Raw genomic sequence first — 15,518 nt, 5'->3', positions numbered from 1 at the left:
GTTCCAATAGCGACACCAATGCATAATCCTAAAGATATGCACAAAGCTAAATAATTTTTCTTTTTATCCATTTTTATATTTCCTCTTTATTTCTTGTTAATAATTATATCAATAAAAGAGATAATCATCAATTTTCCTCTCTTTCTTTTCATTAAATTTATGTCATATGAATAGCTATTTTTGAGAACTATGTTATAATAATAGACATTGTAAAGGGGGTATAAATAAATATGAAGATTATGAGAAAATTTATTCAATATTATAAACCATACAAAACTGTTTTTATTTTAGATATGATTTGTGCAATGGTTATTAGTATAATAGATTTAGCATTTCCTCAGATATTAAATTATTTAAACGATACATTGTATATATCTCATTATCAGGAAATTATCCAGAATTTGCTTTGGTTAGCAGTTTTTCTATTCATTATGTATGCTATTCGTGCTTTATGTAAATACTATGTATCTGCGCAAGGACATATTATGGGTGCACAGATGGAAAGAGATATGAGAAAAGATCTATTTGATAAATTTGAACAGTTATCTTTTTCTTATTATGATCGTAATAATACTGGAGAAATGATGAGTAAATTAGTAAGTGATTTATTTGATATTTGTGAATTTGCCCATCATGGACCTGAAAATGTCTTTATTTCTTTATTAAAAATTATTGGTTCATTTATTTTATTAATGTATATCCATATACCTTTAACAATTCTTTTAATGATTGTGACATTATGTATGTTGTTGTTTTCATTAAGACAAAATAAGGCTATGCAACAAACATTTATGGATAATCGTCAAAAGATTGCAGGAGTGAATGCTTCTTTACAAGATACTTTAGCGGGTATTAGAGTTGTAAAGTCTTTTGCGAACGAAGATATTGAAAGACATAAATTTGCAAGAAGTAATGAAAGATTTTTACAAAGTAAGAAAAATAATTATCATTGTATGGGTAAATTCCAAGGTGGTAATAACTTCTTTCAAGGTTTGCTTTATATCACAATATTAGTTGGTGGAGGTTTCTTTATTGCTGAGGGTTCATTAGAACCTATCGCTCTAGCAACTTATGCTTTATATATTAATATTTTCATTACACCAATTGAAGTGCTTGTAGAATTTACTGAAATGCTTCAAAAAGGATATTCAGGATTTAAACGTTTTAATGAAGTGATGGAAACACAGGTAGAAATAGAAGACGCGCCTGATAGTCATGATTTAAAAGATGTCAAAGGTGTGATTGATTATAAAGATGTATGTTTTGGATATGATGATGAAAAAGTATTGGATCATTTGAATATTCATATTGATTCAGGTCGTTCAATTGCTTTAGTTGGACCTTCTGGTGGTGGAAAAACAACAATTTGTTCTTTATTATTACGTTTTTATGATGTGACGAGTGGAAGTATTGAAATAGATGGTCAAGATATTCGAAAACTGACACTTAAATCATTACGTCAATCTATTGGAATTGTACAACAGGATGTTTATTTGTTTACAGGTTCAATTAAAGAAAATATTTCTTATGGAAAACCAGGTGCGAGTGATGAAGAAATCATTGAAGCAGCAAAAAAAGCCAATATTCATGAATTTATTATGAGTTTACCTGATGGTTATGATACATATGTTGGAGAAAGAGGAACACGTTTAAGTGGAGGGCAAAAACAACGTATATCTATTGCGAGAATTTTTCTTAAAGACCCTAAAATATTAATCTTGGATGAAGCAACAAGTGCTTTAGATAACGAAAGTGAACGTCATATTCAAAAAAGTCTAGAAGTTCTTGCGAAAAATCGTACTTGTATTACGATTGCTCATAGATTATCTACAATCAGAAATGCGGATGAAATTATTGTTATTGGTAATAATGGTATTGTAGAAAGAGGAACACATCAATTTTTATTAAATAAAAATAATGTGTATGCCAAATACTATCGTTTACAATTTGAAGGATTGGAAGATGATCATGCTTAAAGCTGGGCAAGTTGTTTATTTTATTGTACAGGGTTGGATTATGAGTGGTAAAGTCATGAATATTCAAGGAAATGAAAATGAGTATACTTTTGAAATCGAAGGTTATGGTAATTGTAGTGGTTATCATCAAATCTCATCAAGACAGATTCATTATTCTATTTTCTTGGATGAACAAGAAGCTCAAAAATATCAAGACAATCCAGCTATGTATTTACAAAATTACTGTTAGTAACACGTTAGTGTTACTTTTTTTCATAAGTTCATAGATATTTCAAAAAGATATTGTTATACTATATGAAGGATAAAGGAAAGGAAATGAAATCAATGAATGATGATATTATTGTCGCTATTGCGACATCGCGTTTAGAAGCAGCAATCTCAATTATTCGTTTAAGTGGAAAAGATTGTATTGCTTTTGTACAACAATTTTTTACAGGTCAAATCATCAATAAAGCGAGTCATACAATTACATATGGTTTTATTAAAGATCAAGATGAAAAAATTGACGAAGTTTTAGTGAATATATATCGAGGACAGAAAACATTTACTGGCGAGGAAATGGTTGAAATCAATTGTCATGGTGGTGTTTTTATTACACAAAAGGTATTAAACCTTTGTTTAAAAAAGGAGCACGTATGGCTAAACATGGCGAGTTTTCTAAACGAGCATTTTTAAATGGACGTATTGATTTATCTCAAGCTGAAGCGATTAGTGATTTAATTAGTGCTAAAAATGATTATGCTTCCAGACTCGCATTAAAAGGAATACAAGGAAATATTAGTCATTTTATTGAAGATTTAAAAGAAGATTTAATTCAGATTATTACACAAATTGAAGTGAATATTGATTATCCTGAATATGAAGATGTTGAAGAACTAACAGCAGAGTCATTACTTCCTAGAAGTCAACAATTACAGGATAAAATGAATCATATCATTGAATCATCAAGAAATGTTCATTTATTGAAAGATGGTATTTCAACTGTCATTATTGGTAAACCAAATGTGGGAAAATCAAGTTTATTAAATGCTTTGTTAGATGAAGATAAGGCTATTGTGACAGATATTGCTGGTACGACAAGAGATATTGTTGAAGGAACAATTCGTTTAGATAATATTATTTTAAATATGATTGATACAGCAGGTATTAGAGAAACAGATGATCTTGTTGAAAATATTGGTGTTTCTAAATCTAAAGAATTGATTCATCAAGCTGATTTGGTTTTACTTGTTTTAGATGGTTCAAAATCTTTAACAAAAGAAGATTATGAATTATTAGAATTATCAAAGGATACTCAAAGAATTATTGTGATTAATAAAAAAGATCAAGGTCAAATGCAAGATATAGATGGTATTTATATTAGTGCGAAGAATCATGATATAGAGCCATTGATTCATCAAATTAAAGACATGTTTGCATTAGGAAAAATAACATCTTCACAAGATGATATACTCGCCAATGCTAGACAGATTCAATTATTAGAAAAAGCAAAACAATCATTACAAAATGCAATCCAAGCTATGCATGATTATGTTCCAACTGATTTAATTGTGACGGATTTATATGAAAGTTGGGAAAGTTTAAAAGAAATATTAGGAGAAAGAGCAAAAGAAGATTTATTAGATGAGTTATTTAAACGCTTTTGTATAGGGAAATAAAATGAAAAAGTATCAATTTTTAGCTGAAAGATATTATAAGTTTTTTAGATATTTAAGAGTTGTTGGTTTAGTGAGTGTAATCGTCTTTTTGGTTGTGACAGCTTTTAATAGAGGGAATCCAACACTTTCTCTTATAAGTTATATTGCAATATTGATGACCTTTGCCTGTCTTTTAGAAAGTGTTATTTTATATATTTTATATATAATATTTAAGCGTAAGTAAGAGATGAAGAAATTCATCTTTTTCATTTCAAAAAACGAAAAGATTTATCATTATGATATAATAGTGCTATAATAAACAAACAAGGGAAGGGGGATAAGATGATGAGTAAAAGTTATGAAATTGATATGTGTCATGGGCCATTATTAAAACAAATTATTGTTTTTTCAGTACCTTTAATGTTATCGGGGATATTACAGTTATTATTTAATGCTGCGGATATTATTGTTGTGGGAAGATTTACCGGAAGTGAAGCTTTAGCAGCAGTAGGTTCAACAAGTTCTTTGATTAACTTATTGGTTAATTTATTTATAGGAATATCAGTAGGAGCGAATGTTTTATTTGGAAGATTTTGTGGTGCACATGATGAAGAAAATGCATCAGAAACTGTTCACACAGCTATTTGTACAGCCATTTATGGTGGTATTTTTATGATATTTGTAGGTAATATTTTAGCTGGTCCTTTATTACAACTTATGGGAACACCAGCTGATGTGATTGATTTGTCAACATTGTATATGCGTATTTATTTTATAGGTATGCCTGGTTTTATGATTTATAATTTTGGAGCTGCTTTATTAAGAACAGTTGGAGATACTAAAAGACCTCTTTATTATTTAACTTTTGCAGGTATTATTAATGTTATTTTTAATTTGATATTTGTTATTGTATTTCATTTAGGTGTTGCTGGAGTGGCTATTTCTACAATGATGTCAGAATGTATATCAGCCATTCTTGTTTTAAGATGCTTAATTCATGCTGAGGGAGTTTTAAAACTATCAAAAGATCAATTACATTTTCATAAAGATAAATTGATAAAAATGTTGAAAATTGGATTGCCTGCAGGATTACAGGGGATGGTTTTTAATATTTCTAATGTTTTAATACAATCATCAGTCAATTCTTTTGGATCTATTATTGTGGCAGGAAATACTTCTGCAGGTAATATTGAAGGATTTGTTTATACAGCGATGAATTCTATTTATCAAACATCTTTAAGTTTTACAAGTCAAAATATGGGAGCAAGAAATTATCAAAGAGTTAATCAAATTCTTGTCAGATGTCTAGCTGTTGTTACAATTATTGGATTTGTTTTAGGATTTGGTGCTTATTTATTAGGAGATGTTTTGCTTGCTATTTATTCAACAGATCCACAAGTTATAACATCAGGAATGGTTCGTTTAAGTCTTGTCAGTACAACGTATTTTCTATGTGGAATCATGGATGTCATTGTAGGAAGTTTAAGAGGAATGGGTTATTCAATTATGCCAATGCTTGTATCTTTAACAGGAGCTTGTTTATTTAGAATTATATGGATATTTACAATCTTCCAGATACATCATACACTCTTTATTCTTTATATCTCTTATCCAATATCTTGGTTACTCACACTAAGTGTTCATTTGATTTGTTATTTGAAAGTTCGTAAATATGCATTTGTATAAAATCAGCTTAAAGCTGATTTTTTAGTTTATATAGGAAAGTTATTAGTTAAAATATTTAAATTTAAAAAAATATGAAAAAGTTGGAAATAAAAAAGAAAAATAGAAAAAAATTGCGTATATAAATAATAGGAGGGTTCTTATTAAAATGATGTATGTTTACAATAAGCAAATATTATTGTATAATGTCTATGAACCCTCCTGGAATATATTGAAAGGAGGTCATTATGAAAGATTTGAAAGTTGATGATGTCATTAGAGATTTCTTCAGAAATCCTGAACACTTTGCTGATATGATGAACGCTATTCTCTATGGCGGTCAAGATGTCATTAAGCCTGATGAACTTCAAAGAATGGATACAAGTGAAATCTTTGTAGGCAATTATATTTCCAGGGAAAGAAGACGTGATGTCATCATGTTGTGGAAAGGAAAGGATTCACAGGCTATCTTGGCATTGGAAGCACAGGATCAGGTTGATTTTACAATGGTGTCAAGAACACTTCTCTATGATGCATTAACCTACAACATGCAGGATAAGGAGTACAAGAGCTACAAGATCATGCCAGTTGTCAGCCTCGTATTGTTTCATGGCGAAGGAAGATGGACAGCAGCCACGTCACTGGTAGAAAGAATGGATATTCCTGAAAGCTTGAAGGGGATGCCAAATGACTGGAAGATGAAGATTGTAGACATCAAGGATTTGGACTATCACCTACTCAAAAATGAGGATAATCGCAATATCGTCAAAACAGTTAATCAGATATGGAGAAAAGAGAAAGAAGATTTCAAAGGGATGGAAGTCTCAAAGACAGCCGCAAGGGTGATAGCGATACTTACGGAAAGATATGATATTTTAGAACAAGTGAAAGGAGAAGAAGAGACTATGGCAATGTGGTCATTTTGGAAAGACATTGAGCAGGAAGGAAAAAAGAAGGTAAAATGCAAATACTAATGGCTCAACTTAAAAAAATATTAGGAAAACTCACACCTGAATTGACATTGAGAATTGAATTAAGTAATGAAGAAGAGTTAAACAATCTTGCATTACATATAACAGATATACATAGTGAAAAAGATGTGTTGAAGTATATCTAAATATACATGAGAATTATATTAAGTGGAGAAAATAAAGAATTTCGTCAATTATGATGAAGTTCTTTATTTTTACATATATATTTATTGACATATTTTTTAAGATATTTCATAAAAGTTTTGCATAAAAAAATAGAAGCTTTTCAACTTCTATTTCTTTAAAGCTGTTCCAAAATGTAAAGCAATATAGGCTAATTCATGTTCATTAAATTTTTGATGATAATGTTGTTCAACAATTTCATTAAAAATCTCAGCACATTTATATTCTAATTGGAATTGAGCCTGAATCTTATCTTTTAATGGATTGTCAGTTAATTGATGATTGTTTTGTAAACGATCTAAAGCAGGATAAAAATGTAAAGTCATTCCTGTATAGAACTCTTTATTTTTTCTTAAATCTAACTGAAGATCATTTTGAATGCGATTAATTGTTTCATTAATGATTTCTTCTGTATCATCATCATATAAATCAAATTCACAGTTAAAATCAATATCTAAAAGATTGATGTTTGCTAAATACATAGTTACATATTGCACTTGATTTTCATCAATCTCAATATGGAAATAATCATTTAATTGTTCAATGATTTGCTTAGAAATTTGATAATATTCATGATTCTTTAAATGATTGATTTGACTTTCACTTGTTGGAATATAAGTTCCACTCATTTCTCTAGAAAGACATAAAGAGAGATGAATAATTAAGTTATCAAAAGAAATCTCAGTCATTTCAATTTGATTGTCTTGAATAACTTTTTTTACAATGTTTTCAATGATTTCTTTTCTGTTTTCATATTGACTATCTAATTCTATAACCATAATCCTTACCTCGCTTTTCATATGATATATTATTTGAATTCAAAAGTCTACTATAAAAAATTTTTTCTCAAAATGAAACATGTACTTCAACGTATTCACATTGTGTCATTAATCGTAGCGGAAATCCCCATGACCCATAACCACTAGAAACAATCAAAGATTTGTTGTTTTTTATAAGTACGCCGTAGTCATTATCATAAATCAAACCAGTAATCAAAGAACCAGGAAAAACTTGACCAGCATGAGTATGACCTGAAAGCTGTATATCAGCAAATTTAAGGTTTTCTTCGTATCGTAAAGGATTATGATCTAAGACAATGGTTGGTAAAGACATATCCATATTTTGACAGATTGTTTCTATGGAAGTAGAAGTGCGTAGACTGACATCTTCTCGTCCTATTATATTAAAAAGACCATCAATACATACAAAATTTTCATTTAAATATGTGATTTGATATTTTTGATAAAGTTCTTGAGTAGATATTGATACATATCTTTCATGATTACCATCTATCGCAAAGATACCATATTGACTATGAATAGTTGATAGAATTTGCAAAGTTTGTTCAATATCATTCATTGAAGAAGATTCATCAAAAATATCACCACCTAAACATATGAGATCATAGTCTTTTTGATTTAATGTTTTGACAAGATTTTGAATATCTTGTGGTGTTGTTCCACTGCTTATATGAATATCACTGATAAAAGCAAGTTTTAAAGATTTTAATGTTGTATCTTTTTCAATAGAAATTTGATAATGAGTGACTTGTCTATCAAAATGAGAATAATAACCAATACCTGTAACCAATAGTGAAATTAATACAAATATAGGCATTATTGATTTTTGAAAAGCATGATGAAAGTAATGACACCATAAACGATAAATGAGTATACATAAACAAAATAGAAAACAAGATAGAATATAAAAACTAACAGTATAAAACCATAAATCAAAAGATGGTTTTAAAAAGATTTTTATAAGAAGTGTTAATATAGATACAATTGTTAATGTATAGAGAATATAACGCGAACTTTTTTTCATATGTTTAAATATACGAAGAAAATAGTAAAAAGGTGCTATAATAAGAAAGAGAGATAAAATTGTATAAAATAGAATCATCATAATCAGGACCTCTTTTCTTTTTTTACAAGTATAACATAATTGAATAAAAAATAATTTGAGTTTCGGTAAAAAAATAAAAAACAGGTAAAAAGTTATTCACAAATTGCCTGTTTTGCTTTATTTATAAGGAAAATCAGCCTCTAAAATGTTATAATAATTTTATCTCAATAAACAAAATTTAGGAGGGATTTTCCATGAGTTATTTTACCACAGATCTATATGAAACGAAAAGAGAAATTGTCAATTTTTCTAATAAATTATCAGACAGTCTTGATAAACCTGCTGCCAAGTTTGTCATGGACATGATGTTTGGTCTTGCAAGAAGTCAAAGTGTTCTACTTAGCGATATTGCCAGAGCTCTTGATGAAAATATCAAGCTCAATTATACAATTGACAGATTATCCAATCATTTGGCTCAATTTGATGATGAAGCAATGAACCAAATGAAATCCAATTATAATGATATGGTTATCAAGCATCTTAGCGAAGACAGGATCATTTTACTTGATAACAGTGAAATCATCAAAAAATATGGAAGAAAATTTGAAGATCTTTGTATGGTCAGGGATGCTTCCTCACTTAAGGATGACATTTATCCTGGATACCATGTATGTGAGGCAACTGCCCTCACACAGGATCAACATCATCCAATATCTTTGTATAGCCATATCTATTCAACTGAAAGTGAAGGATTCAAGTCAATGAACGATGAAACAATAAAGAGCATAAAATATGTCAAATCTCTCATTCCTGAAAGATGTACATTTGTATGTGACAGAGGATATGATGCCAATGTATTTTATGATTACTTCATAGATGAAAATCATAATGCAGATGATTTCATCATCAGACTCAAAGAAAATAGAACATTATTGTTTAAAGGGAAGCCAAAGAAAGTAGGAGAAATCGCCAAAAGAAGAAAAGGCAAGATTAAGATGAACATGTATTTTTCTAAGGAAGACAGTGAAGTCTATGTATCACATACGAGAGTGGAACTGCCATCACAAAAGGGAAGGATATTAAATCTAGTCATTGTGTATGGATTAAGTGAAGAAAAACCGATGATGCTTTTAACGAATAGAGAGATCAGGAATAAAAGAGATGTGCATAAGATAGTGAGGGCATATATGTCAAGGTGGCGAATCGAGGAGAAATTCAGATTCAAAAAGAATCAGTATGGTTTTGAAAATATAAGAGTAAGGACAATGAAATCAATAAATGTATTGAATACGATATTGATGATGCATATAGGGCATATAACACTGTTGGCAGAGAAAGTAGACAAGAAATTACTAGTCATAAAGATGATAGAGAGAAGCAAATCGCTTAAAGGAAAGAGATATTACTGGTGCTATCAGATCAGTAAAGGGATACAGGAAATATTAAAATATGCACAAAAGGGAATCAAGGAGTTTCAAAATATAAGAGAGAAGCAGGAATACAGGCAGCTGCAACTGAAACTATAAAATGAACATATAGTAAATAATAAAAAAGGTCATGAAAATGACACTTTTTCAGCTACAATAAAAAGAGAATAAAAACAAAAAAGATGATATAGATAAGAAAACAAGGGTTATGACAATAAACAACAAGACATACCCTTCAAAAAAGAATGCAAAAAACCGAAAGTCAAAAAAATAAAGGTTGCTTTCAAAGAGCTCATATGATAGTATAAAAAAAGATAGAGGTGCAAGAGTTAAGAGTTCTTTTATATCAATAGGTGCAACTAAAAAGAAGGAGGAACGATTGCCGAAGGGATAATTATTTGCATGTGATTATTGCCTGGGGGTATAGAGAATATCTATATCACTGTCACTTTAGGATAAAGTGGTGTGCTATTGCTTAATAAAATAATCTTTATTATTGCAATGGGACCATTGCAATTTTTTATTAACAAAGAAGGTGAAAATAATGAAATTGATTGAATCTGATCGTCATATTATCCAAGTCAAATTGATGAATGTAGAAAAGAACTCATTATTTGTAGGTGATATTTTTCAAACAATTTCTTCAAAGAATGTCAATATTGATATGATTTCAGAAGTGCTTTTAGAAGATGAAATGCGTATTGATTTTACATGTAGTCAAGATGACCAAAAGAATTTAGATGAGGCTTTGTCAATAGTAAGAACAAAGCATCCCCATATACAAATTTATCAAAATAGACAAGTCGCAAAAATTAAACTTGAAAGTGATGCAATGAAAGATGAAGTGGGTGTTGCGGCAATCTTTTTTACAGTGTTAGGTAAACATCAAATACCATTACTTCAAGTTACAACATCAGAAGTATCTATTTCTTGTGTTATTCCATTGGAATATATTGATTTAGCGATGTCAGAAATTAAGAAAGAATATAAATAGGAGGAAAGTTATGGAACCAATTTTTGAAGGAAGTGCAGTTGCATTAGTATTACCCATGTTAGATGATGGTAGTATTGATTATGAAGGATTTAAAAGACAAGTTCAAAGAATGATTGATGGAGGTGTACAGGCTCTTTTAGTGAATGGAACAACAGGAGAAACACCAACTATTCATATTAACGAAGAATTTGAATTAACAAAGATTGTGATGGAAATGGCAAAAGGAACAGGTGTCAAAGTGATTGCAGGGGCCGGATCAAATGATACAGAAACAGCATTAAAGAAAGCCAAGTTTGCTAAAGAAGTAGGAGCTGATGCGATTTTAGTCGTAACGCCATATTATAATAAAACAAGTCAAAGAGGTTTAATTGATCATTATACTTATATTGCAGATCAAGTCGATATTCCAATGATTATTTATAATGTACCAGGACGTACAGGAATGAATATTACAGTTGATACAGTTGTTGAACTTGCGAAACATAAGAATATTAAAGCAATGAAAGATGCAACTGATAATATTGCTTATGCAATGGATGTTTTAACACAAACAAGAGATTTAGATTTTGATATGTATAGTGGTTGTGATGATAATATTTTACCGTTTATGGCTGCAGGTGGAAAAGGTGTGATTTCTGTATTATCTAATCTTTATCCAAGAGAAACAGAAAAATTTGCTCAAGCGATTTTACATGGTGATATGGATTTAGCGAAACAAATGGCATATGATTTGAATGATGTCAGCAAGTATTTGTTTGTTGATGTCAATCCAATCATGCCTAAAGCTGCATTAAAGAAAATGGGTGTTTGTGGTGAAATGGTGAGACGTCCATTGATTCCAACGACTGAAGCCAATAAGAAGTTATTATTTGATGCAATGGAAAGATTTGAAAAGAAGGGTTATTAAGATGAATGTATTAGTTTATGGTTTTGGCTTAATGGGTAAAAAAGTTGCACAAGCAGTAAGAGAAAATGAACACATGAATTTAGTAGGTGTTGTTTCTCCTCTCTTTGATGCGAAAATTGACGAAAAGATGTATACATCTTTAAATGAAGTTGATGAATCAGTTGATGCAATCATTGATTTTTCACATCCTGATAATTTAAGTGATATTTTAAAATTTGGTGTTAAAAATCATTGTGCTTTGGTTCTTGCGACAACAGGATATTCACAACAACAAATCTTACATATTGAAGAAGCATCTTCACAAATTCCAATCTTTCAGTCATATAACACATCTTTTGGGGTATCTATGTTGACAAAGATTGTGAAAGAAGTTGCTAAAGAATTTTATGAAAATGGATATGATATTGAAATTATTGAAAAACATCATAATCAAAAGATTGATGCGCCTAGTGGAACGGCAAAACTTTTATATGATGTGATTCATGAGGATATTGAAGAAACAGAAGAAGTTTATGACCGATCAACAGTTCATCATAAGCGTGAAAAGAATGAAGTTGGGATTCAATCAGTCCGTGCTGGAACGATTTTTGGTGAACATAGTGTTATATTTGCGGGACATGATGAAATTATTGAAGTGAAACATACAGCTTTATCGAAAGAAGTTTTTGTACAAGGGGCTATTTCAGCATGTTTAAAGATTGCTGATAAAGAAAATGGATTATTTAGTTTAAAGAATTTATATTAAAGGGGAATAAAAATGGTTTTACAAACACAATTTGCTCAAATAAGAGATCGTAGTTTATACATAGATGATGTTAATGCTATGGATTTAGTCAAAAAATATGGAACACCACTTTATGTCATGAGTGAAGGACATATTCGTCATCAATTTGAAGAATTAAAAACAAAATTTTTAGATAAATACAATCATGTCTTACCATTATTTGCATCTAAATCTTTTAGCTGTTTAGAAATCTATCGTATTGCTAGTGAATATGGAATTGGCATTGATTGTGTCAGTGCTGGAGAAATTTCAATTGCTTTAAAAGCTGGATTTGATCCACATAAAATTTATTTCCACGGAAATAATAAACTTCCATCTGAAATAGATTATGCGATTGCTCATGATGTTGATCATTTTGTGATTGATAACTTTTATGAAATTGAACTTGTTGAAAAGATAGCAAGTCAATATGATAAAACAATTTATGCAACAGTGAGAGTTGTACCAGAAATTAAGGCTGGGGGACATGGTTATATTCAAACGGGACATAAAGATACAAAGTTTGGATTTAGCGCAAGAAATGGTATTTATTTAAAGGCTATTCAACAGATTGTTGACTCAACACATATTGAATTTGAAGGTATTCATTGTCATATTGGTTCACAGGTTTTTGATTTATATGCTTACATTAGTGCTATGCATAGATTTGTGCGCTTTGCATATGAAATTTATGATCAATTAGGTGTTATGGTCAAAGCGATTAATGCTGGTGGTGGATATGGAATTGCTTATACAAAAAAAGATGAACCATTGGAATTTGAGACCATTACTTCAGAAATCATGAATATCATCAAAGATGGTTATGATCGTCGTGGTTGGGATATGCCACAAGTTTTGGTAGAACCAGGTAGATATGTGGTAGGAAATGCTGGTATTACATTATATACGGTCGGTTCAGTAAAAGACATTCCAGATGTGCGTACTTATATGAGTGTTGATGGTGGTATGACTGATAATATCAGAACAGCTTTATATGATGCCCAATATGATGGTATTATTGTCAATAAGGCATATGAACGTCGTGACACGAAAGTGACTGTGGCAGGAAAAATTTGCGAATCAGCAGATGTTGTTGTAAAAGAAATCATGTTGCCATATCCTGAACCTGGCGATATATTTGCACAATTTTCAACAGGTGCTTATCATTATTCGATGTCATCTAATTATAATCAAATCCCTAAACCAGCTGTTGTATTTACGTATAAGGGAAAAAGTAAATTAGTGATTAAAAGACAAACATTTGATGATTTGATTGCTTTTGATGTTCAAGAAGATTATCAATAAATAGAGGAAGTATTTTGACTTATGTTAAGATACTTCTTTTTTAGTAAAGTTTATTGGATACCAGGATTTTTAGTTAAAATCAGCTATAATTGAACGATTTATTATCCTGAGGGTGTGGTAGATAATATTTACGATTCTACTGTATAGTGAGGAAGTGATAACGAAATCTATATTTATAGATGGATCTGCTTTTCATTGTATGAACCACGGGCTAAAGAACAAATATGGAAGAACGTGATTTTTCTGAAATGGAGAAATCTCCAGTCTAATAAAAAGAGAGCACACAGAGATGTGCTCTTTATTGTTTTAGGAGGAAATTATGGATGCAAAAAAATTTGATAAATAAAAAGATATAGTTTATGACTCTAAATGACAATATTTAATACTACATTAAGATATAATAAAAAAGGTAAGATATTATAAAGTGCAAAAAATCACAGAAATTAAAAAGTTTTTGCTATAAAGTGCAAAGACTTTGTAAAAAAGTAAAGTTTTTGCTATAATGAAGTCAAAGGAGGGAGTTCAATGAAAAAATATGATTTAAAAATTAGAGATTTGTATCTAGATAAAATAAAAGCATTTCAAGACACAGAACCTGTAAAAGTTGTGACTGGAATACGTCGTAGTGGGAAATCGAGTCTACTTAAATTAATGGTCAATCATTTATTAGAATCTGGTATTAGTGAAGAACAGATTATAGAAATGAATTTTGAATCATATGTATATAGAAAAATGACAGCGGATGATTTTTATCATCATGTATCACAGTTGATTATACCGGATAAAAAAATGTATCTCTTTTTTGATGAACTCCAAAGAATTACTGGTTGGGAAGACGTTGTGAATTCCTTTCGTGTTGATTTTAACTGCGATATTTATATAACAGGTTCAAATGCCTATTTACTATCTTCTCAATATTCAACATACTTATCAGGAAGATTTGTAGAAATTAAAATATTACCACTCTCTTTTCAAGAATTTATTGATTTTCATGGTTTTACAATAAAAGAAGTCGTCAATGCATTGGGCAATAAAAAGAAATATGTTTATGACTCAAAAGATGAACGATATCAATTAAAAGAACTTTTTCAAGCTTATATGCGATATGGTGGTATGCCAGGAATTGCAGATGTTGGATTAGAACAAGAAAAAGTTTTGACCCTTTTAGATGGTATTTACTCAACGGTTATTGTAAGAGATATTTTAGAAAGAGAAACTTTAAAAAGTCAAAGAAAAATAACAGATTCAGTTTTGCTTAGAAAGATTGTTATGTTTCTTGCAGATAATATTGGAAGTAATATATCTATTTCAAAGATTGGAAATGTACTTGTTAATGAAGGACTATTGGATGATGGAAGAAAGACTAAACCAAGTAGCCACACTGTTCAAGCCTATGTTAATGCTTTATTGGAATCTTATTTTTTCTATGAAATCAAAAGATTTGATATTAAAGGAAAAGAATATTTGAGGACTTTAGGTAAGTTTTATATTGTTGATATTGGATTAAGAAATTATTTATTAGGTTATAGAGATAGAGATACAGGTCATGCTTTAGAAAATGTTGTTTATTTTGAATTATTAAGACGTGGTTATGATGTTGCGATAGGGAAAGTAGATCAATTAGAAATAGATTTTATTGCGACAAAAGCTGACGATAAATTATATGTACAAGTTACTGAATCCATGATGAGTGAAGATGTACGAAAAAGAGAATTAACACCTTTAGAAAAAATAAATGATAATTATGAAAAAATTATTTTGTCATTAGATGATATTGAAGTCATATCCTATAATGGTATCAAATCATATAATATTATGGATTGGTTAATAGAATAAAAGAAAAATCCC

Annotated in this window: 14 protein-coding genes, 1 pseudogene and 1 riboswitch; of the genes and pseudogenes, 13 read left to right on the top strand and 2 right to left on the bottom strand. The window is 29.8% G+C overall.

Going from position 1 to position 15,518, the window contains the following annotated elements:
• The first annotated feature begins 230 nt into the window (after positions 1 to 230).
• From NMU03_RS06460 to NMU03_RS06430, 7 genes and pseudogenes are all read left to right on the top strand, one after another.
• On the top strand, positions 231 to 1,976 hold the full coding sequence (locus tag NMU03_RS06460) for an ABC transporter ATP-binding protein (RefSeq protein ID WP_290141823.1): 1,746 nt from the start codon (positions 231 to 233) through the stop codon (positions 1,974 to 1,976).
• On the top strand, positions 1,963 to 2,205 hold the full coding sequence (locus NMU03_RS06455; RefSeq protein WP_290141822.1) for a hypothetical protein: 243 nt from the start codon (positions 1,963 to 1,965) through the stop codon (positions 2,203 to 2,205). The genes NMU03_RS06460 and NMU03_RS06455 overlap by 14 nt, the downstream gene beginning before the upstream one ends.
• Before the next feature lie 95 nt (positions 2,206 to 2,300).
• Positions 2,301 to 3,634 (top strand): annotated as a pseudogene (gene mnmE, locus NMU03_RS06450) (tRNA uridine-5-carboxymethylaminomethyl(34) synthesis GTPase MnmE).
• 1 nt (position 3,635) lies between these two features.
• Positions 3,636 to 3,857, top strand: a complete 222-nt coding sequence (locus NMU03_RS06445; protein WP_290141821.1) for a hypothetical protein — start codon at positions 3,636 to 3,638, stop codon at positions 3,855 to 3,857.
• 101 nt (positions 3,858 to 3,958) lie between these two features.
• Positions 3,959 to 5,299, top strand: a complete 1,341-nt coding sequence (locus tag NMU03_RS06440) for an MATE family efflux transporter (RefSeq protein ID WP_290141820.1) — start codon at positions 3,959 to 3,961, stop codon at positions 5,297 to 5,299.
• 224 nt (positions 5,300 to 5,523) lie between these two features.
• On the top strand, positions 5,524 to 6,249 hold the full coding sequence (locus NMU03_RS06435) for an Rpn family recombination-promoting nuclease/putative transposase (RefSeq protein ID WP_290141819.1): 726 nt from the start codon (positions 5,524 to 5,526) through the stop codon (positions 6,247 to 6,249).
• Complete coding sequence (locus NMU03_RS06430; RefSeq protein ID WP_290141817.1) at positions 6,237 to 6,392, top strand: hypothetical protein; 156 nt, start codon at positions 6,237 to 6,239, stop codon at positions 6,390 to 6,392. Before NMU03_RS06435 ends, NMU03_RS06430 begins: the two co-directional genes overlap by 13 nt.
• 147 nt (positions 6,393 to 6,539) lie before the next feature.
• Here the strand turns inward: NMU03_RS06430 and NMU03_RS06425 are convergent, their stop codons facing one another.
• Positions 6,540 to 7,208: a BglG family transcription antiterminator gene (locus NMU03_RS06425; protein WP_290141816.1), complete on the bottom strand. Its 669-nt coding sequence runs from the start codon at positions 7,206 to 7,208 to the stop codon at positions 6,540 to 6,542.
• A gap of 67 nt (positions 7,209 to 7,275) precedes the next feature.
• Positions 7,276 to 8,334, bottom strand: a complete 1,059-nt coding sequence (locus NMU03_RS06420) for a metallophosphoesterase (RefSeq protein WP_290141815.1) — start codon at positions 8,332 to 8,334, stop codon at positions 7,276 to 7,278.
• Positions 8,335 to 8,528: 194 nt separating this feature from the next.
• Between NMU03_RS06420 and NMU03_RS06415 the strand changes: the two genes are divergently transcribed.
• The 6 genes from NMU03_RS06415 (at position 8,529) to NMU03_RS06390 (ending at position 15,506) form a co-directional block, all read left to right on the top strand.
• Positions 8,529 to 9,800 (top strand): transposase, encoded by a 1,272-nt coding sequence (locus tag NMU03_RS06415; protein ID WP_290138468.1) that lies wholly within the window; start codon positions 8,529 to 8,531, stop codon positions 9,798 to 9,800.
• A 208-nt stretch (positions 9,801 to 10,008) separates the two neighbouring features.
• A riboswitch (Lysine riboswitch) is annotated at positions 10,009 to 10,180 on the top strand.
• Between the two features lie 65 nt (positions 10,181 to 10,245).
• The gene (locus tag NMU03_RS06410; protein WP_290141814.1) at positions 10,246 to 10,695 is read left to right on the top strand and encodes an ACT domain-containing protein; all 450 of its coding nucleotides are present in this window, start codon (positions 10,246 to 10,248) and stop codon (positions 10,693 to 10,695) included.
• Positions 10,696 to 10,705: 10 nt separating this feature from the next.
• Positions 10,706 to 11,602: a 4-hydroxy-tetrahydrodipicolinate synthase gene (gene dapA, locus NMU03_RS06405; RefSeq protein WP_290141812.1), complete on the top strand. Its 897-nt coding sequence runs from the start codon at positions 10,706 to 10,708 to the stop codon at positions 11,600 to 11,602.
• A 1-nt stretch (position 11,603) separates the two neighbouring features.
• Positions 11,604 to 12,347: a 4-hydroxy-tetrahydrodipicolinate reductase gene (dapB, locus tag NMU03_RS06400; protein ID WP_290141811.1), complete on the top strand. Its 744-nt coding sequence runs from the start codon at positions 11,604 to 11,606 to the stop codon at positions 12,345 to 12,347.
• Between the two features lie 12 nt (positions 12,348 to 12,359).
• A complete protein-coding gene (lysA, locus tag NMU03_RS06395) occupies positions 12,360 to 13,670 on the top strand; it encodes a diaminopimelate decarboxylase (protein ID WP_290141809.1) in 1,311 nt (436 codons plus the stop codon).
• 525 nt (positions 13,671 to 14,195) lie between these two features.
• The gene (locus NMU03_RS06390) at positions 14,196 to 15,506 is read left to right on the top strand and encodes an ATP-binding protein (RefSeq protein WP_290141808.1); all 1,311 of its coding nucleotides are present in this window, start codon (positions 14,196 to 14,198) and stop codon (positions 15,504 to 15,506) included.
• Positions 15,507 to 15,518 lie beyond the last annotated feature (12 nt).

Origin of the sequence: Allocoprobacillus halotolerans, assembly GCF_024399475.1 — a bacterium.
GTDB classification, from domain to species: domain Bacteria; phylum Bacillota_I; class Bacilli_A; order Erysipelotrichales; family Coprobacillaceae; genus Allocoprobacillus; species Allocoprobacillus halotolerans.
Note: the sequence above shows the minus strand (reverse complement) of the source record. Positions and strands in the feature narration are given on the sequence as shown.

Excerpts from the sequence above, each read along its gene's own strand:
- lysA (WP_290141809.1), top strand. The coding sequence starts at position 12,360 with ATGGTTTTACAAACACAATTTGCTCAAATAAGAGATCGTAGTTTATAC.
- NMU03_RS06420 (WP_290141815.1), bottom strand. The coding sequence starts at position 8,334 with ATGATGATTCTATTTTATACAATTTTATCTCTCTTTCTTATTATAGCA.
- dapB (WP_290141811.1), top strand. The coding sequence starts at position 11,604 with ATGAATGTATTAGTTTATGGTTTTGGCTTAATGGGTAAAAAAGTTGCA.
- NMU03_RS06410 (WP_290141814.1), top strand. The coding sequence starts at position 10,246 with ATGAAATTGATTGAATCTGATCGTCATATTATCCAAGTCAAATTGATG.
- NMU03_RS06445 (WP_290141821.1), top strand. The coding sequence starts at position 3,636 with ATGAAAAAGTATCAATTTTTAGCTGAAAGATATTATAAGTTTTTTAGA.
- NMU03_RS06390 (WP_290141808.1), top strand. The coding sequence starts at position 14,196 with ATGAAAAAATATGATTTAAAAATTAGAGATTTGTATCTAGATAAAATA.
- NMU03_RS06425 (WP_290141816.1), bottom strand. The coding sequence starts at position 7,208 with ATGGTTATAGAATTAGATAGTCAATATGAAAACAGAAAAGAAATCATT.
- NMU03_RS06435 (WP_290141819.1), top strand. The coding sequence starts at position 5,524 with ATGAAAGATTTGAAAGTTGATGATGTCATTAGAGATTTCTTCAGAAAT.
- NMU03_RS06415 (WP_290138468.1), top strand. The coding sequence starts at position 8,529 with ATGAGTTATTTTACCACAGATCTATATGAAACGAAAAGAGAAATTGTC.
- NMU03_RS06455 (WP_290141822.1), top strand. The coding sequence starts at position 1,963 with ATGATCATGCTTAAAGCTGGGCAAGTTGTTTATTTTATTGTACAGGGT.
- NMU03_RS06440 (WP_290141820.1), top strand. The coding sequence starts at position 3,959 with ATGAGTAAAAGTTATGAAATTGATATGTGTCATGGGCCATTATTAAAA.
- dapA (WP_290141812.1), top strand. The coding sequence starts at position 10,706 with ATGGAACCAATTTTTGAAGGAAGTGCAGTTGCATTAGTATTACCCATG.
- NMU03_RS06430 (WP_290141817.1), top strand. The coding sequence starts at position 6,237 with ATGCAAATACTAATGGCTCAACTTAAAAAAATATTAGGAAAACTCACA.
- NMU03_RS06460 (WP_290141823.1), top strand. The coding sequence starts at position 231 with ATGAAGATTATGAGAAAATTTATTCAATATTATAAACCATACAAAACT.